A 22,777-nucleotide genomic window follows, 5' to 3' on the forward strand; every position below is an offset into this window, starting at 1 on the left:
GTACACAAATTCTGGTGCAAAATCGCATTTTTTTGTAGCGGTCGCATTCAGGAAGGGCCGCATAGTACTCAGGAAATTCCGCATGCCAACGCCCAAGACTTACTCCTTCGCCTTCCCCGCCTCATTGACTGGCAGCGCTATCGTCGACAGCCTAATTTCCGGTAAGTTTTGGCTGGGATCCGGCTGGAATCCATCCGGGGCGACTAATTTGAGCTACAGCTTCATGGCGCCGGTAACGTCATACTTCGTCACCGACTACAGCCCAAAAAATGAATACAACGCTCTGTATGAGCTGACGACAGCACAGAAAACTGCAATAACCGGTGCGTTGGGCGCCTGGAGCGCGGTTGCCAACCTCAATTTCACGTTGACCAGCGACACCCTGACCAACGTTGGCGACCTGCGCTTTGGCGGCTATCGGTTGATGGATGACAAAACCGCGGCCTGGGCCTACTTTCCTGAGAATCTACCTGCGGGAGGCGATGTCTGGGTCGGCGAGGCAACCAACGACCCGAATCCCGTTAAAGGCAGTTACGACTTCATGACGTTCGTGCATGAAATCGGTCACGCGTTGGGCCTCAAGCATCCGTTCGACACCAGCGCTACCAACAACACTCTGCTGGACCCTTCGCTCGACGACGTGCACTTCACAGTGATGAGTTACAACAGTAACTATTCCTATCAGCCGACCACGCCGATGGTTCTGGACATCCTTGCGATCCAGAGCCTGTACGGCGCCAATATGGCGTGGCAGACCGGTGACAACGTCTACAAATGGGCGGCGAACCAGTCGATTTTCGAAACAATCTGGGATGCCGGTGGTAACGACACGATCGATGGCAGCAATCAGCTTGCTGCGGTGTCCATCAATCTCAATGAAGGTGCTTACAGCCAAATCGGCAAGGCTTTCGTTGACCTGAATAATATGACGGCGATCAATGATGGCCTGGCGATCGCGTATGGGGCAAAAATTGAAAACGCCACGGGTTCTGCCTTCGACGACGTATTGACCGGTAACACGCTGAATAACACGCTCAATGGCGGCCTGGGCGCCGACACCATGATCGGCGGCGCAGGTAACGACTCCTATTACGTCGACAACCTCGGCGATGTCGTCGTCGAAACCGGCACCTCACTGACTGAAATCGATCGAGTCTTTGCCTCCATCGACTACACCCTGGGGAGCAACGTCGAGAACGTTCTGCTCATCGGCTCTGCCCTCAATGCCACCGGCAACGAACTCAACAACCGCATGACCGGCAATGACGGCAACAACACACTTGATGGTAAGGCTGGCGCTGACACCATGCTCGGCGGTCTGGGTAACGATACCTATATCGTCGACAACGCCGGCGACACCATCATCGAAACCAGTACTCTGGCTGGCGAAATCGACACCGTACGTTCGTCGGTGAACTGGACGCTGGGAGACAACCTGGAAAATCTGGTACTGACCGGCAGCAGCAACCTGAATGGCATCGGCAACGCCCTGAACAACACGTTGTCTGGCAATGACGGCAACAACTTGCTCAACGGCGGAGCCGGCGCTGACACCATGCTCGGCGGTCTGGGCGACGACACCTACATCGTCGACAACGTCGGCGACACCGTTACCGAACTTGTGGGCGAAGGTCATGATCTGGTCAGATCCTCGATCAGCTATACCCTGTCGGCCAACATCGAAGACGGCACTCTGGTCGGCAGCGGCGTTCTCGACTTGACCGGTAATGCGCTGGACAACGTGCTGACCGGTACCGACGGCGTCAACACGCTCAATGGCGGCCTGGGCGCCGACACCATGATCGGCGGCTCAGGTAACGACTCCTATTACGTCGACAACCTCGGCGATGTCGTCGTCGAAACCGGCACCTCACTGACTGAAATCGATCGAGTCTTTGCCTCCATCGACTACACCCTGGGGAGCAACGTCGAGAACGTTCTGCTCATCGGCTCTGCCCTCAATGCCACCGGCAACGAACTCAACAACCGCATGACCGGCAATGACGGCAACAACACACTTGATGGTAAGGCTGGCGCTGACACCATGCTCGGCGGTCTGGGTAACGATACCTATATCGTCGACAACGCCGGCGACACCATCATCGAAACCAGTACTCTGGCTGGCGAAATCGACACCGTACGTTCGTCGGTGAACTGGACGCTGGGAGACAACCTGGAAAATCTGGTACTGACCGGCAGCAGCAACCTGAATGGCATCGGCAACGCCCTGAACAACACGTTGTCTGGCAATGACGGCAACAATTTGCTCAACGGCGGAGCCGGCGCTGACACCATGCTCGGCGGTCTGGGCGACGACACCTACATCGTCGACAACGTCGGCGACACCGTTACCGAACTTGTGGGCGAAGGTCATGATCTGGTCAGATCCTCGATCAGCTATACCCTGTCGGCCAACATCGAAGACGGCACTCTGGTCGGCAGCGGCGTTCTCGACTTGACCGGTAATGCGCTGGACAACGTGCTGACCGGTACCGACGGCGTCAACACGCTCAATGGCGGCCTGGGCGCCGACACCATGATCGGCGGCGCAGGTAACGACTCCTATTACGTCGACAACCTCGGTGATGTCGTCGTCGAAACCGGCACCTCACTGACTGAAATCGATCGAGTCTTTGCCTCCATCGACTACACCCTGGGGAGCAACGTCGAGAACGTTCTGCTCATCGGCTCTGCCCTCAATGCCACCGGCAACGAACTCAACAACCGCATGACCGGCAATGACGGCAACAACACACTTGATGGTAAGGCTGGCGCTGACACCATGCTCGGCGGTCTGGGCGACGACACCTACATCGTCGACAACGCCGGCGACACCGTTACCGAACTTGTGGGCGAAGGTCATGATCTGGTCAGATCCTCGATCAGCTATACCCTGTCGGCCAACATCGAAGACGGCACTCTGGTCGGCAGCGGCGTTCTCGACTTGACCGGTAATGCGCTGGACAACGTGCTGACCGGTACCGACGGCGTCAACACGCTCAATGGCGGCCTGGGCGCCGACACCATGATCGGCGGCGCAGGTAACGACTCCTATTACGTCGACAACCTCGGCGATGTCGTCGTCGAAACCGGCACCTCACTGACTGAAATCGATCGAGTCTTTGCCTCCATCGACTACACCCTGGGGAGCAACGTCGAGAACGTTCTGCTCATCGGCTCTGCCCTCAATGCCACCGGCAACGAACTCAACAACCGCATGACCGGCAATGATGGCAACAACACACTTGATGGTAAGGCTGGCGCTGACACCATGCTCGGCGGTCTGGGTAACGATACCTATATCGTCGACAACGCCGGCGACACCATCATCGAAACCAGTACTCTGGCTGGCGAAATCGACACCGTACGTTCGTCGGTGAACTGGACGCTGGGAGACAACCTGGAAAATCTGGTACTGACCGGCAGCAGCAACCTGAATGGCATCGGCAACGCCCTGAACAACACGTTGTCTGGCAATGACGGCAACAATTTGCTCAACGGCGGAGCCGGCGCTGACACCATGCTCGGCGGTCTGGGCGACGACACCTACATCGTCGACAACGTCGGCGACACCGTTACCGAACTTGTGGGCGAAGGTCATGATCTGGTCAGATCCTCGATCAGCTATACCCTGTCGGCCAACATCGAAGACGGCACTCTGGTCGGCAGCGGCGTTCTCGACTTGACCGGTAATGCGCTGGACAACGTGCTGACCGGTACCGACGGCGTCAACACGCTCAATGGCGGCCTGGGCGCCGACACCATGATCGGCGGCGCAGGTAACGACTCCTATTACGTCGACAACCTCGGCGATGTCGTCGTCGAAACCGGCACCTCACTGACTGAAATCGATCGAGTCTTTGCCTCCATCGACTACACCCTGGGGAGCAACGTCGAGAACGTTCTGCTCATCGGCTCTGCCCTCAATGCCACCGGCAACGAACTCAACAACCGCATGACCGGCAATGATGGCAACAACACACTTGATGGTAAGGCTGGCGCTGACACCATGCTCGGCGGTCTGGGTAACGATACCTATATCGTCGACAACGCCGGCGACACCATCATCGAAACCAGTACTCTGGCTGGCGAAATCGACACCGTACGTTCGTCGGTGAACTGGACGCTGGGAGACAACCTGGAAAATCTGGTACTGACCGGCAGCAGCAACCTGAATGGCATCGGCAACGCCCTGAACAACACGTTGTCTGGCAATGACGGCAACAATTTGCTCAACGGCGGAGCCGGCGCTGACACCATGCTCGGCGGTCTGGGCGACGACACCTACATCGTCGACAACGTCGGCGACACCGTTACCGAACTTGTGGGCGAAGGTCATGATCTGGTCAGATCCTCGATCAGCTATACCCTGTCGGCCAACATCGAAGACGGCACTCTGGTCGGCAGCGGCGTTCTCGACTTGACCGGTAATGCGCTGGACAACGTGCTGACCGGTACCGACGGCGTCAACACGCTCAATGGCGGCCTGGGCGCCGACACCATGATCGGCGGCGCAGGTAACGACTCCTATTACGTCGACAACCTCGGCGATGTCGTCGTCGAAACCGGCACCTCACTGACTGAAATCGATCGAGTCTTTGCCTCCATCGACTACACCCTGGGGAGCAACGTCGAGAACGTTCTGCTCATCGGCTCTGCCCTCAATGCCACCGGCAACGAACTCAACAACCGCATGACCGGCAATGATGGCAACAACACACTTGATGGTAAGGCTGGCGCTGACACCATGCTCGGCGGTCTGGGTAACGATACCTATATCGTCGACAACGCCGGCGACACCATCATCGAAACCAGTACTCTGGCTGGCGAAATCGACACCGTACGTTCGTCGGTGAACTGGACGCTGGGAGACAACCTGGAAAATCTGGTACTGACCGGCAGCAGCAACCTGAATGGCATCGGCAACGCCCTGAACAACACGTTGTCTGGCAATGACGGCAACAATTTGCTCAACGGCGGAGCCGGCGCTGACACCATGCTCGGCGGTCTGGGCGACGACACCTACATCGTCGACAACGTCGGCGACACCGTTACCGAACTTGTGGGCGAAGGTCATGATCTGGTCAGATCCTCGATCAGCTATACCCTGTCGGCCAACATCGAAGACGGCACTCTGGTCGGCAGCGGCGTTCTCGACTTGACCGGTAATGCGCTGGACAACGTGCTGACCGGTACCGACGGCGTCAACACGCTCAATGGCGGCCTGGGCGCCGACACCATGATCGGCGGCGCAGGTAACGACTCCTATTACGTCGACAACCTCGGCGATGTCGTCGTCGAAACCGGCACCTCACTGACTGAAATCGATCGAGTCTTTGCCTCCATCGACTACACCCTGGGGAGCAACGTCGAGAACGTTTTGCTCATCGGCTCTGCCCTCAATGCCACCGGCAACGAACTCAACAACCGCATGACCGGCAATGACGGCAACAACACACTTGATGGTAAGGCTGGCGCTGACACCATGCTCGGCGGTCTGGGTAACGATACCTATATCGTCGACAACGCCGGCGACACCATCATCGAAACCAGTACTCTGGCTGGCGAAATCGACACCGTACGTTCGTCGGTGAACTGGACGCTGGGAGACAACCTGGAAAATCTGGTACTGACCGGCAGCAGCAACCTGAATGGCATCGGCAACGCCCTGAACAACACGTTGTCTGGCAATGACGGCAACAACTTGCTCAACGGCGGAGCCGGTGCTGACACTCTCATCGGCGGTCAGGGCACCGATACGCTAACTGGGGGTTCAGGTGCAGATACGTTTGTATTCAATGCCTGGAGCGAAACGGGAATTGGCAATCTGCGCGACGTCATCTCCGACTTCAACAGTGCGCAAGGTGACAAGATTGATTTGACGAAGTTTGATGCCAACCTGTTAAGCGACGGCTTCAACGGCTTTTCTTTCATCGGTGCGGCCGACTTCACCGGTGCCGGTCAACTGCGCTTCATCGACCATGTACTGTCGGGGAATGTCAGCGGCAACGCCGGTGCGGACTTCGAAATCCAGCTGGTGGGTGTGAACAGCTTCAGCGCCAACGATCTGGTGGCCTGATGTAACCTCAGCTCCAACCTGCCCGCAGGTCGGACAACCAACAGAAACGCCCCGAGGATTCGGGGCGTTTCTGTTGGTGTCAATATTGCCGAGGACTAGGTCAAGACCCCCAATTCCTTCGCCCGCGCCACTGCCTGCGTACGCCGCTCCACCCCCAGCTTGCTGTTGATATGGCTGGCATGGGTTTTCACTGTATGCAACGAGATGAACAATTGTTCGCTGATTTGCTGATTCGAACAGCCTTGAGCGATCAGGCGTAACACCGACAACTCCCTGCTGCTGAGCTGCTCAGTGCCCCCATGATCGACGACTGGACGCGCCGCTACAGGCGGAAAATGCGCCAGCAATTGTTGCCCTGACAATGTCGCAGAGGCTTGCAAATGCCCACGCAACCAGTCCGCGTGTCCGTTCACCAAGCTATCGAACGGTTGCAATACCCCCCCCGCCGCCGCTTCCAGAGCCTGACCCAATGCCTTGCGGGCTTCTGTCTCTCGACCGCCTGCCAGCAACAGCGCCACCTTCTGCGTCAACGCCATCACACTAAGCAACTGCCGGCCGGTTTGCTGGCCGTTTTCATGCAAGACGTTCAAACGCCCTTCGGCGAGCATCGGTTGGCCCTGATTCAGGTCGAGCAAAGCCTGTTGCAGTTCCACATGCAGCGGCAGTTGTGGATGGAACTCCGGCGGCGCAGCGGCGCGTTCGCCGGTGTAGGTCTGGCCCAACCGCGCCAGCCATGCCTCGGCCAGATCGGTGCGACCCTGCGCCAGCCACAGTTCACATTTGACCAGAGTGATCATCGCCAGATAATAGATCGGCGGCACGTCCCAGATGTGCATCAGGCGTTCGGCTTCGGCGAGTTCGGCAAAAGCCTTGGCGAATTCGCCACTGCTGCCGTCCAGACGAGCGATGACACAATGGCCGATCAATACGCTGATATCGCGACAGGCTCGTGCCTCGCTGATCCCGGCCAACAACCGCACGCGTGCCGCCTGAGGCTGCAAGCGCATGGCCAACAGAAAACCCTCATACAACGTCAGCCGAGCGCGCACCGCGTACAGACGTTGTGGCGACAAACCACGCAGTCGCCCCAGGCCCTGATGGACTTCATCGAGTGCGCGCAGGATTTCGCCACGCGATTGCAACACCCGTGCACGGTCGTAATGGGCCAAAGCTTCGAACAACGGATTGCCGACTCGCTGCGCCAGCTCCAGGGATTCGCGGTTAAGACCGCGTGCGCGCCACAGATCGCCATCGGCAATGGCCAGATTGGACAAGGTCGATAGACACATCAGCCGTTGGCCATAACGTTTGGCCGGCAGGCTTTCCAGGGCCTCGGTGCAATATCTGATCGTCAGCTCACGATGCCCACGCCCTCGAGCGATGATCCCGCTCAACGCCAGCCATTGCGCCAGCATCGACTTTTGCGCAGTAGCGGAAGGCGCCGGCAGGAAGCGGCTCAGGTGACTGGACAACTCCTCGGCGGCATCCAGCTGACAGGCCAGCCCCAGCGCCCAGCTGTACAGCACGATCAAGCGCGGCGTGCTGATCAACAGGCTGTCTGGCAGGTCCATTTTCCAGCGCAGCAACATGCCGACGTTTTGCTCGGCCAGCAGTTGCTCCTCCGAGAGGTTCTGTACCAGATTTGCCGCGACATCCAGGTGACCGGCACGCAACGCCTGCTCCACGGCTTCATCCAGCAGCCCTTGTGCGTTGAACCAGCGACAGGCACGCAGGTGCAGCGTTGCAGTCGGCACCATCGCCTGAGCAATCGGCCGACTGCGCAACAAATCCGAAAATAAATGGTGATAACGATACCAGTGACCGTGCTCGTCCAGCGGCACCAGAAAGACCTGATGGGCCAACAGGAAACGCAGGATCTCGGCGCTGTCGTGGGCTTCGCGAACGGCGTCGCACAACTCGCTGCAAAAGCGTTCCTGGGGGGCGGTGTCGTACAGAAAGGCTTGCACCTCGGCCGGCAGGCAATCGATGACCTCTTCCAGCAGATAGTCGCGGATCAGCCCTTCCCCACCGTTCAACGCTTGCGGTAGCGCCGCATCGCTGCCGGCCTCAGACACCGCGAGCAGCCAGAACCGCAAACCGGCGACCCAGCCTTCGCTGCGCTGGATCAGGTTTTCCAGCGCTTCACCGCGCAGCGAACTGCTGTGGCGATCAAGCAGGGTCAGGGCTTCGTCGTGGGTCAGGCGCAGATCCTGCTCGTGCAATTCGAGCAACTGCCGCGACAGACGCAGGCGCGCCAGATGCCAGTCCGGGCGCTGGCGACTGGTGACCATGACCAGCAAGCCATCGGGCAAATGGTTGAGGAAAAACTGCAGGCAGCGATCGAGCACCGGGCCTTGCGCAAGATGGTAATCGTCGAGCACCAACAGCAGTGGCGCGCCGGGATCGAGGTGCAGGGTCAGTTCATCGAGCAAGCCGTCGAGCCATTCTTCGAAGGCAAAGGGCTGATGGCGTTGGCGCATTTTCAGCAGGCCGAGTGCGCGACTGCCCAGTTGCGGAAAGTAGTCCTGCAAGCCTTCGAGCAGACGTTCGAGAAAGCGCCCCGGGTCGCTGTCGCGAGGACTCAGGCCCAGCCAAAGGCTTTGCCAGTGTGCCGGCAGACTCTGACAGAACTCCACCGCCAGCGAGCTCTTGCCAAACCCGGCGGGAGCACTGACCAGCAACAGACGCCCACCGAGCCCGGCCTGCAGGCGCTCGCAAAGGCGTGGTCGCAAGACGTAGCCGTCGGGCAGCGGCGGGCGGAAAAAACGCCCGTCCAGTGCCGCGATGGCAACGCTTGCGGGACCCGGAAGTGGGGACAGATCAGTCATGGCCGGCTCTTGTTCGAATTGCTGTTGGCGGCGTTGCAGATGTCCGCAGACTAGCCTTAAACGAACCGGTTATGAAGGTTGCTGCTACAAATGGCTACAAAAAGGCTACACGCAAAAAAACGCCCCGAACCAGACGGGGCGTTTTCACGAGGATGCGGCCTCGGTTTTACAGCGGTTTAGCGAACACCATCCTGACGCAGTGCAGCCGGGGTGAAGTCGCTGGTGGTGGCGGTGAAACCGAAGTCATACGCACTCTTCTCTTCGTTCTTCATGCCCAGTGCAAGATAGCGGCCGGACTGCAGGTCGTAGAGGGTTTCCAGGGCATACCACGGCACTTGCTTGTCGTAGTAGTTCTCGGCATGCGCTTCGGCGACGCGCCACAGTTGGCCACGACCGTCGTAGTGATCGATCACGGCGGCTTGCCAGGTGTCTTCGTCGATGTAGAAGTCACGTTTGGCGTAGATGTGACGCTGACCTTCTTTCAGGGTGGCAACCACATGCCAGACGCGGCGCAGCTCGTAACGTGCCAGATCCTGGTTGATGTGACCGGCCTTGATGATGTCGGCGTACTTCAGTTTCGGATCGTCGAGCTTGTAGCTGTCGGAGGCGATGTACATCTCTTTCTTGCCTTCGAGCTTCCAGTCGTAGCGATCCGGAGCACCGTTGAACATGTCGAGGTTGTCGGAGGTACGCAGGCCATCCGCCGCAGTACCCGGACCGTCATAGGACACTTGTGGCGCACGACGCACACGACGCTGGCCGGCGTTATAGACCCACGCCGAACGTGGTTCTTTGACCTGATCGAGAGTTTCGTGCACCAGCAGCACACCACCGGCCAGACGTGCCGGCGCGGTCACTTTCTGCTTGAAGTAGAACAGGATGTTGCCCGGGTTTTTCGGGTCGTAGTCCTTCATCTTGTCGCGGAACACGAACTGATCCTGGAAGTACACCAGGCTGTACGAGCCGTTCGGTTGCGGCGTGGCCTGGGTCACCAGACGAGTCACGCTGCCACCGCGATAGCGGGTGATGTGGTTCCAGATGACTTCCACACCGCTCTTCGGAATCGGGAACGGCACGGCCGTTTCGAAGTTTTCCAGACCGTTGCCGCCGGACACCAGGTTGGTGGTGGTGGCGTTTTTCTTGATCGCGGCAAACACGTCATCTGGCACGGTCGCACCGCGATGGGACGGGTAAACCGGCATCTTGAAGGTGTCCGGATAACGCTTGAACATCGCGTATTGGCCCGGCGCCAGCTTGTCCTTGTACTTGTCGACATCCTTGGCGGTGATGGTAAACAGCGGTTGCTCACTGGCGTAAGGGTTGGACAGGAAGCCACGCGCGTCGACGCTGCCGGCATTCTTCGGCAGCGGCTTCCACGCCGGGATCGAACCGTCGGCGTTACCGGCCATTTCCGCGCCCATCGGCGTCAGACTCTTGCCCAGTTTGTCGGCTTCGGCAGCAGGCACGGCGGCCATGACGCCGGTCGCCAGCAGCGACAGGCCCAGAACACCGGCGTGGAACAGACTCTTTGTTATTTTCATAAATTCGTTCGTCCTGAAATGCAGTGCTTAGAAGTTCACGCCGAAGCTGAGCGCAACAAAGTCGCGGTCATCCACAGTGGTGTACTTGCCGTCGAAGAAGTTGGTGTACGCCAGGCTTGCGGTGTAGGTGTTCTGGTATTCGGCATCGACGCCCAGGCTGACCGCTTTGCGACCTTCCTCGAAGTTGCCGCCAGGGCCTGGCGAGTAACCGCTGACGTCGTGGGACCAGGCCACGTTCGGCTTGAGGTTCACACCGGCGAAGACGTCGTTGTATTCCCAGATGGCGCGACCGCGGTAGCCCCACGACATCGAGGTGGTGAAGCCGTCGTTGTCGCAATTGCGGCTGCGGTTGTTCTGCGGTGAACCCGGCCCGGCACCATTGATGGTGCTGGCGTTGAGAATATTGGCGCAGGTATTCACACCGCCAGTGGCTGGCAACTCACCCGGGCCGTATACCGGATCGCGGCCATAGCGCTTGTCGGAACGGCTTTCCAGCCCGCCGACGTAGGTCGCGCCGACTTCGCCGACGAGGGTCAGACGGCTGGCGCCCATGACCTGATCGAAGAAGTGCGTGAACGTGGTCTGGATCTGGGTGATTTCCTTGCGCTCGTAACCGTGCAGATCCTGTCCCGGCACGCCGTTCAGTATCGAAGCGTTGGTCAGTGCCCCGCCAATCGGACGCACACCGGCGAACAGAATGTCGGTGGAGTTCAGTTGTACCGGCGCGTTCGGCCGGTAGCTGATCTCACCGCTCCACGCCGTACCGGTAGGCAGGGTGGTGGAGAAGCTCAGACCGTAGAGGCGAATGTCTTCAGGGTATTCAATGAAGTAGTTCGAGTTACCCGCGACCAGCAACGGTGCAAGTGCCGCAAACGGCCCTGGCAGCGCGCGCGCGGTGTTGTAGACCGATTGCGGAGCACCGGTGGCGCTGAAGATCGGCGCACGGCTGTGGTAGTTCATGAAGTAGGCGCCGAACTCGGTGTCCAGCGGTTCGTACATGTACTTGAAGGACGCGCCCCACTGGCCGCTGTCACGGGCATCGCGGTCCGGACCACGGCGCACCAGAACGCCTTCTTCGTTGACGTTGACACCGTTGGCCGCCAACGGCCCCAGGGCGATGGCCGGAATTTGCGAGCGCTTGTTCAGCACGCGCAGGTTGTCGTTGCAACCGTCGGCAACGATGTCTGGCTGCGAGAAGAACGTGCCGCAGTTATCGACGACGGTCTGGTCCCATTCCAGCTGATAGAACGCTTCGGCCGAAAGGTTTTCGGTCAGGCTCTGGGACACGTAGAACATGTTGACCGGGATCAGGCCTTCCTTGATTTCGGCGCCCGGACGACGGAACGCGGAAACGTCGATCGGGTTGATCGAGTTGATGCCGCCACCGATGAAGGTACTTTCACCCCAGCTCACCACCTGCTTGCCCAGACGCACGGAACCTGGCTGATCGGCGATCGCGTAGTTGTGGTAGACGAAGGCGTCGAGGATCTGCCCGCCGGACGACTTGGCGCCCTCTTTACGGCCCGAATCGCTGATGTCCTTGAACTCGCGGCTTTCGTCCTTGAGTTCGAAGTCGTACCAGTATTTGCCACGGACAAACACGCCGGTGTCGCCGTATTTCAGTTCAAGGTCATGGATGCCCTTGAAGATCTTCGAAAAGGTTTCGCCGCTCTTGAAGTTGGCGTGGCCATCGTCAGAAGTCTGCGACAGACCATGGCCGCCGTTGTTGACGCCGATGAGGTTCTTGTTCGGGCTCTGGGTAGACCAACTGGCACCGATCGACAGGGAAGAGTCGAACTGGCCCTCGATTTCACCGACGTTGAAACTGACGCCGAATGCGGGCCCGGCGAGCGAAGAGGCAAGACTGACCGCCAGAGGCAGTTTCGCCCGGCGCCAGAACTGGTTTACTGAGGTCATCGACGCTACTCCATGTGCATTATTGTTATGGCAGTGAGTACTTTTAAAAACGCCTGAAGGACCGGGTGCCAGAGACAACCCGAAATCACTCCAAAGATGCATCGCCCCGTTTTGTGCGTGTGCCCCGTTCTTAAAAATCCTTGAGCGGACTATAGCCAGCAGGTGGTACTGCTTGATCCCTCTAAAGTGTGATTTGCAGCTGCCGGCCACTCTGGAACAGTCCTTTCGCCAGTCCGACGCATGTCGGCACGGCAAGGATGGCTGATTTTTTCGATTTCACAAGCCAAGCGCTTGCTTGGTGGGTCTGGCGCGCCGGTTTCGGCGCGCCAGCAGACACTCAAAGTGTCGAGAGGAAGGTGCTGTTGTTGGCCTGCCATTCGGTGATGTCGAGACGGATGCGCTTCTTGTCGAGCTTGCCGACACTGGTCTTGGGAATTTCAGTAACAAGGGCGATCTGACTCGGAATCGCCCACTTGCTCAGGTGTCCCAATTCCACGAACGGCTTGAGGTGTTCCTTGAGCTCGCGGGCCCCGATCACATGCCCTTCGCGGATTACCAGCAAGGCAAACGGGCGCTCGCCCCACTGCGGATCGGCGATGCCCACCACTGCTACTTCGCGTACCGCGACGTGACGGCTGATCAGGTCTTCGAGATCCAGCGAAGAGATCCACTCGCCGCCGGTCTTGATCACGTCTTTGATGCGGTCGCGGATGTCGATCACGCCCATGCTGTCGAGTGTGGCAACGTCGCCGGTATGCAACCAGCCGCCAGCCCAGAGCTCGGCGCCCTTCTGCGGTTCGTTGAAATAGCCTTCGGTGAGCCATGGCGCACGCAGCACCAGTTCGCCACTGGGTCTCGCCGTCGGCCGGGAGAAAGTGACCCTCGGCATCGACAATCGCCGCTTCCACCAGCGGCCCCGGCACACCGGCCTTGATCCGGTAGGTGGTGCGTTCGTCTTCAGTGCCGGCCATCAACTCATCATTGAGGTGCGCACAGGATACAAGCGGCCCGGTTTCCGACATGCCGTACGCAGCGGTGAGCTGAATGCCCCGCGCCTTGGCGGTTTCATACAAGGTGCGATTGAGCGCGCTGCCGCCGATGACAATTTTCCAGCCGCCGAAATCGGTGCCCTGCGCGCCTTTCGCGTTGAGCAGCATCTGCAGAATGGTCGGCACGCAGTGGGAGAAGGTAACCTTCTCCTTGCGCCACAACTCCACCAGAAACTCCGGATCGTAGCGCCCCGGATAAACCTGTTTGAGGCCAAGCATGGTCGCCACGTACGGCAGGCCCCAGGCGTGTACATGGAACATCGGTGTGATCGGCATGTACACGTCGTTGGTGCCGAGCAGGCGCACGCTGTCGATCGCGCCCATGATCGTCGACACCCCCATGGTGTGCAGGACCAGTTGCCGATGGGTGAAATACACGCCTTTCGGATTGCCCGTGGTGCCGGTGGTGTAGAACGTGGTGGCGACCGAGTTTTCGTCGAAGTCCTGAAAGTCGTACTGCGGGCTAGCGGCGGCCAGCAGTTGTTCGTACTCGCCGACCAGATTCGGCAGGTCGGCGGTTTTTTCCGGCAAATCAGTCAGCACCAGGGTTTTCTCGACCGTGCTCAGGTGTGGTGCGATTGCCTGGTAAAGACCGACGAACTCGCTGTTGACCAGCACAAAGCGGTCCTCGGCGTGGTTCATGGTGTAGAGGATCTGTTCCGGCGACAGGCGCACGTTGATGGTATGAATCACCGCGCCAATCATCGGAATCGCAAACATGCATTCCAGGTAACGATGACTGTCCCAGTCCATCACCGCCACGGTGTCACCGGCTTTCACACCGGCGGCCGTCAGCACATTGGCCAACCGCGCCACGCGCTCGATCAAGGTCGGGTAGCTATAGCGCAACTGGTCACGGTAGATGATCTCGCGGGTTTTCTCGTAACGGGCGCCGGACATCAGCAGCCGTTTGATCAGCAATGGATACTGGTAGGCCCCATCGGCCGGGGGAATGACGCGAGTCTGCAACATAAGAATCCCTTTTCTGACTGCACGGTGTTGGCGTAGAGATCGGTACTCTAGAACCCTTATACGCCAGCCAAATCAGCCAAAGGAATGATTTGCAAAGCCGTACAAATGCTAGCCTTGCGCCAGCATTTGCCGGTTTTCGCTATTGATCAGGCTGTTTGCCCTACAGCCTCCTCGGAAGGCGTCCGTGGGAATACGACTGCTGCAAGGAAGGTCAAAGCGCCGAAACCCGCAAGAATCAAGTACAGGCCTACAAAACCATGGCGCGGTTCGACATAGGAAATCAGCGGAATCGCGGTCGCACTGGCACCGAACGATAAACAGTAACGCAGGGCGAACACCCGTGATTGCCATTGCGGGGCGACGAAGTTGGCGACCATCGCATCGTTGACGGTGACCTGACCGAAGACCACGAACATGAACGCTGCGCCGAGGGCGATCACCGCCCAGCCGTCGGCATAGGCCAGCGCAAACAGCAGCGGTGCCTGGCACAGCGTCAGGACAATGAATGGCCATTTCAGGCTGAGCCGATGCAACACCCGACCAATGCTCAACTGTGCAACCGCACCAAAGGCATAGGCCAGACTGACCACCACACCAAGGGTTTGCGGCGAGGCAAACAGCTCATGCAAACGCTCCTGAAACAGCTTCGGATAGGTCATGGTGGTGGCGTTGAACACCACGCCGCCAGTGGCCGTCGCCAGCGCCAGCACGCCGAACACCATGAGCATGGAAATACGCTGGCCAGCGGCCCCCTTGAGTGGCGTGTGCGCACGCTTCGGAATCGGCTCTTCACGCACGTGCAAGGCGAAGCCAACCCCCAGCACAATCGCCACTGCGCCCGGTATCAGAAACGCCGAGCGCCAACCGAATTGCGCCACCAGCAAACCGGTGATCAGCGCCGAAAACGCCACACCCAGATTGCCCCACATACCGTTGATGCCGATTTCCCGGCCGCGATTTTGTGCATAAGCGACCAACATCGCCGTGCCGACCGGGTGATAAATCGCCGCAAAAATACCGATCAGGGTCAGACCGATCACCAGCATGGCCGGGCTGCTGCTCAGGCCAGTGAAAATCGCTGAAGCGCCGATGCCGAAGAAAAACACCAGCATCATCTGCCGCCGACTCCAGTGATCGCCGAGCCAACCAGCGGGTAGCGAACACGCGCCGAAGGCAATGAAGCCGCCCAGTGACAGGCCGATCAGCGTGGCGTAGTCGAGACCGAAGGCCTGCGTCATACCGAGCACGGCGGCGGGAAATATCAGCATGAACATGTGATCGATCACATGGGCGGCGTTGATATAGCGAATGACGTTTCTGGATTGATTCATGGCGGCACGCTTTACGTTGTTGTGTGGCGCTATGCTAAGTTGGCCACAAAGCGCATTCCTGCCAGACAAGTCATCGAATCAGACATGTTGATCAGCCATTTCGAACACGGCCCGGTGAGCGCCTACCCCCGGGATTATCTGGATGGCGCGCACCAGCCGCTGCACCTGCATCGCGAGGCGCAGTTGTTGTATGCGGTCAGCGGGATCATGCGCGTGGTCACGGACTCGGGTGCATGGGTGATTCCGCCTAGTCGCGCGGTGTGGATTCCGCCAGAAGTGGCGCACGAGATTTTCATGAGCGGCGACGTGCAGATGCGCTCGCTGTTCATCGCACCAGAACTGTCACCCGCCGGCCTGCAACAGTGCTGCGTATTGGCGGTGACGCCGCTGCTGCGCGAGCTGATCCTGCGTGCCGTGCAAGGGCCGCCACATGCCGACAATCCGCTGATTCAGCAGTTGATGCTGGAAGAACTCGCCGGTCTGGAAAACCTGCCGCTGCACATTCCGATGCCAACCGACCGGCGTCTGCAAAATATCTGTCTGGCACTGCTGCACACCCCCGATCACACCAATACGCTGGAGGACTGGGCGCAGCAGGTCGGCGCCAGCTCACGCACGCTGGCGCGGCTGTTTCAGCAACAAGTGCAGATGAGTTTCAACGCCTGGCGCCAGCAACTGCGCCTGATGGAAGCCCTGCCGCGCCTGCTCGCCGGGGACAGCGTGCAGCGTGTGGCGCAGGACTTGGGTTACGGCAGCGCGCGGGCGTTCAGCGCGATGTTTCGCCGTTTGCTGGGAGAGAATCCCCGCGACTACCTGAACACCCTGAGCAAACTCAGCGAACTGGTGTAAGGCCCTGTGGGAGCGAGCCTGCTCGCGAAAGCGCTCTTTCAGCCACCAATAATGTCGACTGATCCAACGCCTTCGCGAGCAGGCTCGCTCCCACAGGTTCAAGTCGCGGTTCTGAGATCAGTGCATCTCGGTGAACGCGATTTTCACGCCGAGAGCGATCAGCACCGCGCCCATGGTGCGGTCGAACCAGTGGCCCATGCGGGCGAAACCGGCACGCACCCGCTGCTGACTGAACAACATCGCCACCAGACAGAACCAAAACGCAGTCGCGACCGCCAGGTAAATCCCGTAACCGGCCTGCACCGCCAGTGGCGTGTGCGGGTTGATCACCACAGTGAACAGCGACAGGAAGAACAGCGTGGCTTTCGGATTAAGACCATTGGTGACGAAGCCCGACGTGAACGCGCCGCGAGCCGTGCGTACGCCGGCCTCTTTGTGCAGGTCATCGGCCACGACTTTCGCGGGTTGCGCGCGCAATGCCTTGAAGCCGATGTACAGCAAGTAAGCCGCCGCCGCCCATTTCAACGCGTTGAACAACACGATCGATTGCGACACGATCAGGCCGATACCGAGCAGCGAATAACCAACGTGCAGGAAAATCGCCGTGCCCACGCCCAATGCGGTCCAGGTACCGGCGCGACGACCGTGGGTCACGCTCTCGCGCACCACCACCGCAAAGTCCGGGCCGGGGCTGGCGACAGCCAGCAAATGGATCAGTGCAACGGTCAAGAACTCGGTCCAGTACATGGGGGCTCCTTTCGGCCAAGCGTATCAATTTGTTTCATCTGGTAGGCTCGGCAGATTACGCCCTACGCTCACAGCACGAAAGGTACAGTTGATGACGAACACGCACCGCGCGGTATTCCTTGATCACCCTTCGCTGGATCTCGGCGACCTCGACCTTAGTCCGTTGCGCGAGTGTTTCAGCGATCTGCAGCTGTTCGCCCAAACGTTGCCCGGGCAAGTCGCCGAACGCCTGCAAGGCGCCACCGTAGCGATCACCAACAAGATCCTGATCGACGCCGCCGCCATGGCCGCCAACCCCGACCTGAGGCTGATCCTGATCACCGCCACCGGCACCAACAACGTCGACCTTGCGGCCGCCCGCGCTCACGGCATCACCGTGTGCAACTGTCAGGGTTACGGCACGCCGTCGGTGGCGCAGCACACGATCATGCTGCTGCTCAACCTCGCCACGCGTCTGGCCGATTATCAAAAAGCCGTTGGCGAAGGCCGCTGGCAGCAGGCCAAACAGTTCTGTCTGCTCGACTACCCGATCGTAGAACTGCAAGGCAAAACCCTCGGCCTGCTCGGTCATGGCGAACTTGGCGGCGCCGTGGCGCGATTGGCCGAAGCGTTCGGCATGCGCGTGTTGCTCGGGCAGATTCCCGGGCGCCCAGCTCGCCCGGATCGTTTGCCGCTGGATGAACTGCTGCCACAAATCGACGCCCTCACCCTGCACTGCCCGCTGAACGAACACACCCGCCACTTCATCGGTGCTCGCGAGTTGGCGTCGATGAAGCCCGGTGCGTTCGTGGTCAACACCGCGCGTGGAGGTCTGATCGATGAACAGGCGCTGGCCGATGCCTTGCGCAACGGCCACCTCGGCGGCGCGGCTACCGATGTGTTGAGCGTCGAGCCGCCGACCCAAGGCAATCCGTTGCTCGCGGCGGACATCCCACGCCTGATCGTTACGCCACACAACGCCTGGGGCAGCCGCGAGGCTCGGCAGCGCATCGTCGGCCAATTGACCGAAAACGCTCAGGCGTTCTTCAGCGGTAAGGCGCTGCGGGTCGTCAGTTGATAAACTGCGGCACTTTTTTTGAGGAGCAGTTATGGATCCGCGCAGTGAAGTACTGCTTCGTCAGCCCGAGTTGTTTCAAGGTTCGTTGTTGTTGGCCGGTTTGCCCGCCGATGATTTGCTCGGACGCCTGCCCAACGCATTCGGCTGGTGCTGGCATGCCGGCGACCAGGCCGCACTGGATGCCCGTTTCGAAGGGCGCAGCCATTTCGGCGTGAACATTCCAGAGCTCGAGTTCGACAGCGCCGTGGTGTTCCTGCCCAAGTCCAAAGACCTGACCGATTACATCCTCAATGCCGTGGCCTCGCGTCTGGCCGGGCGTGAAGTATTTCTGGTCGGGGAAAAGCGCAGCGGCATCGAAGGCGCATCCAAGCAGCTCAACCCGTTCGGCAAGCCGCGCAAACTCGACAGCGCGCGGCACTGCCAGCTCTGGCAAGTCACCGTGGCCAACGCGCCTGAAGCCAAGTCTCTGGAAAGCCTGGCGCAGACCTATGAATTGCCTTTGGCCGAGGGTCCGCTGAAAGTTATCAGCCTGCCGGGCGTGTTCAGCCACGGTCGCCTGGATCGCGGCAGTGCCCTGCTGCTGGAGCATCTGGACAAACTGCCGAGCGGCCATCTGCTCGACTTCGGCTGCGGTGCCGGGGTTCTGGGCGCTGCGGTCAAGCGTCGCTACCCGCACAATCAGGTGACCCTGCTCGATGTCGATGCCTTCGCCGCCGCCAGCAGCCGCCTGACATTGGCGGCCAACGGTCTGGAAGCTGAAGTGCTGACTAGCGACGGTATCGATGCCGCGCCGATGGGTTTGAGTGCGATTCTGAGCAATCCACCTTTCCATGTCGGCGTGCACACCGATTATTTCGCAACCGAGAACTTGCTGCGAAAAGCGGCCAAACATCTGAAAAATGGCGGCGAGCTGCGCTTGGTGGCGAACAGCTTCCTCAAGTATCAACCGCTGATCGAAGAGCATCTGGGCGTCTGTGCAATCAAGGCCGAAGGCAATGGTTTCCGCATCTACCGGGCCAAGCGCGGCTGAAAATTTGTTCTTGCTCAATCGGATTTGCGAAGGCAGAATCCGCTCCGTCCTAGGGGAGTAGTCTCCCACGAGCGCCAAGCTCGTCCGGCATACGTCAACATACTTGATCCTCAGATCATGGCGTATGCGACCCAAGCGCCCGCAGCAGACGGATCGCAGGGTTTGACAAGACCTATGACACGCACACCTTACCCGGGGCGGGAAGGCTGTACGTGTCATAGCCGTGTCGACCCGCCCCTTAGGAAATCCTGATGCTGGACTCGTTACTCGTTCCCACCGCAATCGTTGCATTGGCCGAAATCGGCGACAAGACGCAACTGCTCGCGCTGATTCTCGCCGCTCGCTTCCGCAAACCCTGGCCGATCATTGCCGGTATTGTCGCCGCGACCCTGGCCAACCACGCAGCAGCCGGTGCGGTCGGCGCCTGGTTTGGCAGCTTCTTCTCGAATGCCACGCTGCACTGGATTCTCGCCGCAAGCTTTACGGCCACGGCGCTGTGGACACTGGTTCCGGACAAAATGGATGACGATGAAACCAGCACCGCACGCAAGTTCGGGCCGTTCTTGACCACGCTGATTGCGTTTTTCCTCGCAGAAATGGGTGACAAGACTCAGGTCGCGACGGTGATGCTCGCCGCGCAATATCCGGAACTGTGGCTGGTGATTATCGGTACGACGGCGGGCATGTTGATTGCCAACGTGCCGGTGGTGCTGGCAGGTAATTTCGCCGCAGACAAACTGCCATTGACCTTGATCCGTCGCCTCGCGGCTTCGGCATTCATGATTCTGGCGATCGTTGCGGTGTACAAGGCGATGCAGAGCAGCGGCTGGGTTTAATCCTCAGTGAAGGATCGCTCCCACGCTCTGCGTGGGAATGCAGCCGGGGACGCTCTGCGTCCCGCTTGGAACGCGGAGCGTCCCTTGAGGCATTCCCACGCAGAGCGTGGGAACGATCACTGACTCAGGATTTAGGAGCTTTTTCGTACAACGGCATGACCTTCGGAATTGCCGCCTGCAACGAGGCAATCCGGCTGGTCGAAGCCGGGTGAGTGCTCATGAACTCCGGCGGCGAACCTTCCGATGCCTTGCTCATCTTGTTCCACAAAGTGATCGCGGCGTTCGGGTTGTACCCGGCGCGTGCGGCCAGTTCCAGACCAATCAGGTCGGCTTCGTTTTCGTTGGCGCGACTGTTCGGCAGGGTCATCCCGTAGTTGGCCACGGTATCAGCCAGCGCCAGACTGTCCTGCCCCAGACCCAGCAACGCACCCGCGCCCTGTTTGGCCATTTCAATCCCGTACGCCTTGGACATCGCTTCACGACCGTGCTCGCGCAAGGCGTGGGCAATTTCATGGCCCATGACCGCGGCGATTTCATCGTCGGTGAGTTTCAGACTGTCGATCAGCCCGGTGTAGAAAATGATCTTGCCGCCAGGCCCGCAGTTGGCGTTGAGCTCATCGCTCTTGATCAGATTGACTTCCCACTGCCATTGCGCAGCATCCGGACGGAAGTTCGGCGCCTGGGCGATCAGACGGTTGGCAATCGCCTGAACCCGCTTGGCCTCGGGACTGGTCTTGTCCAGCACACCTTTGCTGGACGCCTCGCCGACGGTCTTCTGATACGACTGCGCATACATCTGGTCGACCTCTTGCGAGGACAGCATGCTGAACATGTACTGCTTGCGCTCCACACCCACGGCACCGCCGCTGGTGGTGTTGACCGACTGACAACCGGCCAGCAACAGCGCTGCGCTCAGTGCACTTACAACCAATGTCTTGTTCATTCAAAAGCTCCCTGAAAACCTGCGCGTATCCTAGGCGGGTAATTGTATCGACGCCAGATACAACGGACGTGTTGCAGCGACTTTCAGACGTTTCCCACCAGAGCTGTCGCAAAAAATTCACAGCGACCGCCAAGTCCCGTGCAGCTGCGTCGCGCACTGATCCATTTGCGACATTGGCTTTCAATTGCTCCGGCTCGCACTCATGGCCCAATGCCCGCTGCCGATACATCAGCGCAGACGTCCTCTTGCGTGCGGAGCTCCCATGAAGTTCAAGTCGATCCAGTTTTCCGTCGCCGCCCTGGCCGGCGCCATCGTCCTCAGCGTGGTCGCCGCGCTGGTGCTGTATGCGCTGTTTTCCGGCGCGCGCACGCAAGAGATGGTGCAACAGCGCACCCAGGCGCAGTTCGAGCAAGTCATCGAACAGCGCCTGACCTCGCTGGCGCAAACCCAGGTCAGCCAGATCCAGCGCGAACTCGAAGCGCCGCTGCTGATTGCCGGTGGCCTGGTGCGGGTCAACGCCCTGCTCGGTACGCCGGGCGCAGATGGTCAGCCGCGCCTCACTGTCAGTCGCGAGCAACTGATCAGCCTGATCAAAGAGAACGTCGAAAAGAACCCGAAAATTCTCGGCACCTACATCGGCTGGGAGAAAAACGCCCTCGATCACAACGACGCGGCCTATATCGGCACCAGCGTGGTCGGGATCGATGCCGCCAACGGGCGCTTCCTGCCGTGGTGGTTCCGCAACGATGACGGCACCCTTGGCCTGGACAAACTGGTCGATGTCGACGACCAGAAAGTCCTGTCTACCGGCGTGCGTGCCAGCGAGTACTACCTGTGCTCGAAAGAAAGCAAAAAATCCTGCGTGATCGATCCGGCGCCGTACAAGGTCGGCGACAAGATCGTCATGCTCGCCTCCTTTATCGAACCGATCATGCTTAACGGCGCCTTCCAGGGCATTGTCGGCGCCGACCTGTCGGTGAACTTCATTCAGGAAATGCTCCTCGGCGCCAACCAGAAGCTCTACAGCGGCGCCGGGCAAATGGCCCTGATCGGCGGCAACGGCCGGATCGTCGCCTACACCAAAGACCCGAGCAAATTCGGCGAAAAAGTCAGCGACATCCTCGACGCTGAGCAGACCGCCAACATGGCCAATCTCAAACGCGGCGAAGTGACTTACTCGGTCAACAAGGACAAGGGTCGCATCGAACTGTACCTGCCATTCGGCATCGGCCAGACCGACGCACGCTGGACACTGATGCTGCAATTGCCACTCAACGCGGTGATGGCTGATCTGCAAAAGCTACAGGCCGATCTGGATGCTCAGCGCAAATCCGACACCTTCGGCATGGCCATGGTCGGTCTGCTGATCGCCGGCCTCGGTCTGCTGGTGATCTGGCTGGTCGGCCACGGCATCGCCCGACCGCTGAAGCAAATGGTCGCCATGCTCAATGACATCGCTCAAGGTGAAGGTGATCTGACCCGACGTTTGAGCAGCGATCGCAGTGATGAACTGGGCTCGATCGCCAAGGGCTTCAATACCTTTTTGGCCAAGCTGCAGGCGATGATCACGCAGGTGGTGACGTCGGTGCAGAGCGTCA

At 59.6% G+C, this 22,777-nt stretch carries 11 protein-coding genes, 2 pseudogenes and 1 riboswitch; of the genes and pseudogenes, 6 read left to right on the forward strand and 7 right to left on the reverse strand.

Annotated features, from left to right (window positions below; translation table 11 throughout):
- Positions 1-82: 82 nt before the first annotated feature.
- Entirely contained in the window at positions 83-6,079 is a 5,997-nt protein-coding gene (locus tag AB4O11_RS03315) for a matrixin family metalloprotease (RefSeq protein ID WP_460130137.1), read from the forward strand.
- Positions 6,080-6,174: 95 nt separating this feature from the next.
- On the opposite strand, the gene AB4O11_RS03320 is transcribed toward AB4O11_RS03315, so the two are convergent.
- From AB4O11_RS03320 to AB4O11_RS03340, 5 genes and pseudogenes are all read right to left on the reverse strand, one after another.
- Positions 6,175-8,907: a LuxR C-terminal-related transcriptional regulator gene (locus tag AB4O11_RS03320; RefSeq protein ID WP_460130139.1), complete on the reverse strand. Its 2,733-nt coding sequence runs from the start codon at positions 8,905-8,907 to the stop codon at positions 6,175-6,177.
- A gap of 176 nt (positions 8,908-9,083) precedes the next feature.
- Positions 9,084-10,448: a DUF1329 domain-containing protein gene (locus tag AB4O11_RS03325; RefSeq protein WP_093441275.1), complete on the reverse strand. Its 1,365-nt coding sequence runs from the start codon at positions 10,446-10,448 to the stop codon at positions 9,084-9,086.
- A gap of 27 nt (positions 10,449-10,475) precedes the next feature.
- Complete coding sequence (locus AB4O11_RS03330) at positions 10,476-12,365, reverse strand: DUF1302 domain-containing protein (protein WP_016985157.1); 1,890 nt, start codon at positions 12,363-12,365, stop codon at positions 10,476-10,478.
- A gap of 337 nt (positions 12,366-12,702) precedes the next feature.
- Positions 12,703-14,386 (reverse strand): annotated as a pseudogene (locus AB4O11_RS03335) (fatty acid--CoA ligase).
- A gap of 146 nt (positions 14,387-14,532) precedes the next feature.
- Positions 14,533-15,717, reverse strand: a complete 1,185-nt coding sequence (locus tag AB4O11_RS03340; protein WP_220556979.1) for an MFS transporter — start codon at positions 15,715-15,717, stop codon at positions 14,533-14,535.
- Between the two features lie 84 nt (positions 15,718-15,801).
- On the opposite strand from AB4O11_RS03340, the gene AB4O11_RS03345 reads away from it, so the two are divergent.
- Positions 15,802-16,566 carry an AraC family transcriptional regulator gene (locus AB4O11_RS03345; protein ID WP_320336340.1) on the forward strand — a complete coding sequence of 255 codons (765 nt, stop codon included), beginning with the start codon at positions 15,802-15,804 and terminating at the stop codon, positions 16,564-16,566.
- 117 nt (positions 16,567-16,683) lie between these two features.
- Here the strand turns inward: AB4O11_RS03345 and AB4O11_RS03350 are convergent, their stop codons facing one another.
- Positions 16,684-17,313: a LysE family translocator gene (locus AB4O11_RS03350; protein WP_034154346.1), complete on the reverse strand. Its 630-nt coding sequence runs from the start codon at positions 17,311-17,313 to the stop codon at positions 16,684-16,686.
- A 91-nt stretch (positions 17,314-17,404) separates the two neighbouring features.
- Here AB4O11_RS03350 and AB4O11_RS03355 point away from each other — a divergent pair, with 91 nt between their 5' ends.
- The 3 genes from AB4O11_RS03355 to AB4O11_RS03365 all read left to right on the forward strand — a co-directional run bounded on the left by AB4O11_RS03355 (position 17,405) and on the right by AB4O11_RS03365 (position 20,236).
- A complete protein-coding gene (locus tag AB4O11_RS03355; RefSeq protein ID WP_460096895.1) occupies positions 17,405-18,370 on the forward strand; it encodes a 2-hydroxyacid dehydrogenase in 966 nt (321 codons plus the stop codon).
- Positions 18,371-18,401: 31 nt separating this feature from the next.
- Positions 18,402-19,400, forward strand: coding sequence for a methyltransferase (locus AB4O11_RS03360; RefSeq protein ID WP_460130142.1), 999 nt, complete (start codon positions 18,402-18,404; stop codon positions 19,398-19,400).
- Positions 19,401-19,439: 39 nt separating this feature from the next.
- Positions 19,440-19,564, forward strand: a riboswitch (yybP-ykoY riboswitch).
- An 87-nt stretch (positions 19,565-19,651) separates the two neighbouring features.
- Positions 19,652-20,236: a TMEM165/GDT1 family protein gene (locus AB4O11_RS03365; RefSeq protein WP_077574495.1), complete on the forward strand. Its 585-nt coding sequence runs from the start codon at positions 19,652-19,654 to the stop codon at positions 20,234-20,236.
- Positions 20,237-20,360: 124 nt separating this feature from the next.
- Here the strand turns inward: AB4O11_RS03365 and AB4O11_RS03370 are convergent, their stop codons facing one another.
- A complete protein-coding gene (locus AB4O11_RS03370) occupies positions 20,361-21,179 on the reverse strand; it encodes a M48 family metallopeptidase (RefSeq protein WP_093441307.1) in 819 nt (272 codons plus the stop codon).
- 1,441 nt (positions 21,180-22,620) lie between these two features.
- Here AB4O11_RS03370 and AB4O11_RS03375 point away from each other — a divergent pair.
- Positions 22,621-22,680: pseudogene (locus tag AB4O11_RS03375) on the forward strand (hypothetical protein); the annotation flags it as partial.
- Between the last annotated feature and the right edge of the window lie 97 nt (positions 22,681-22,777).

The organism is Pseudomonas sp. H1_D05, assembly GCF_054682705.1.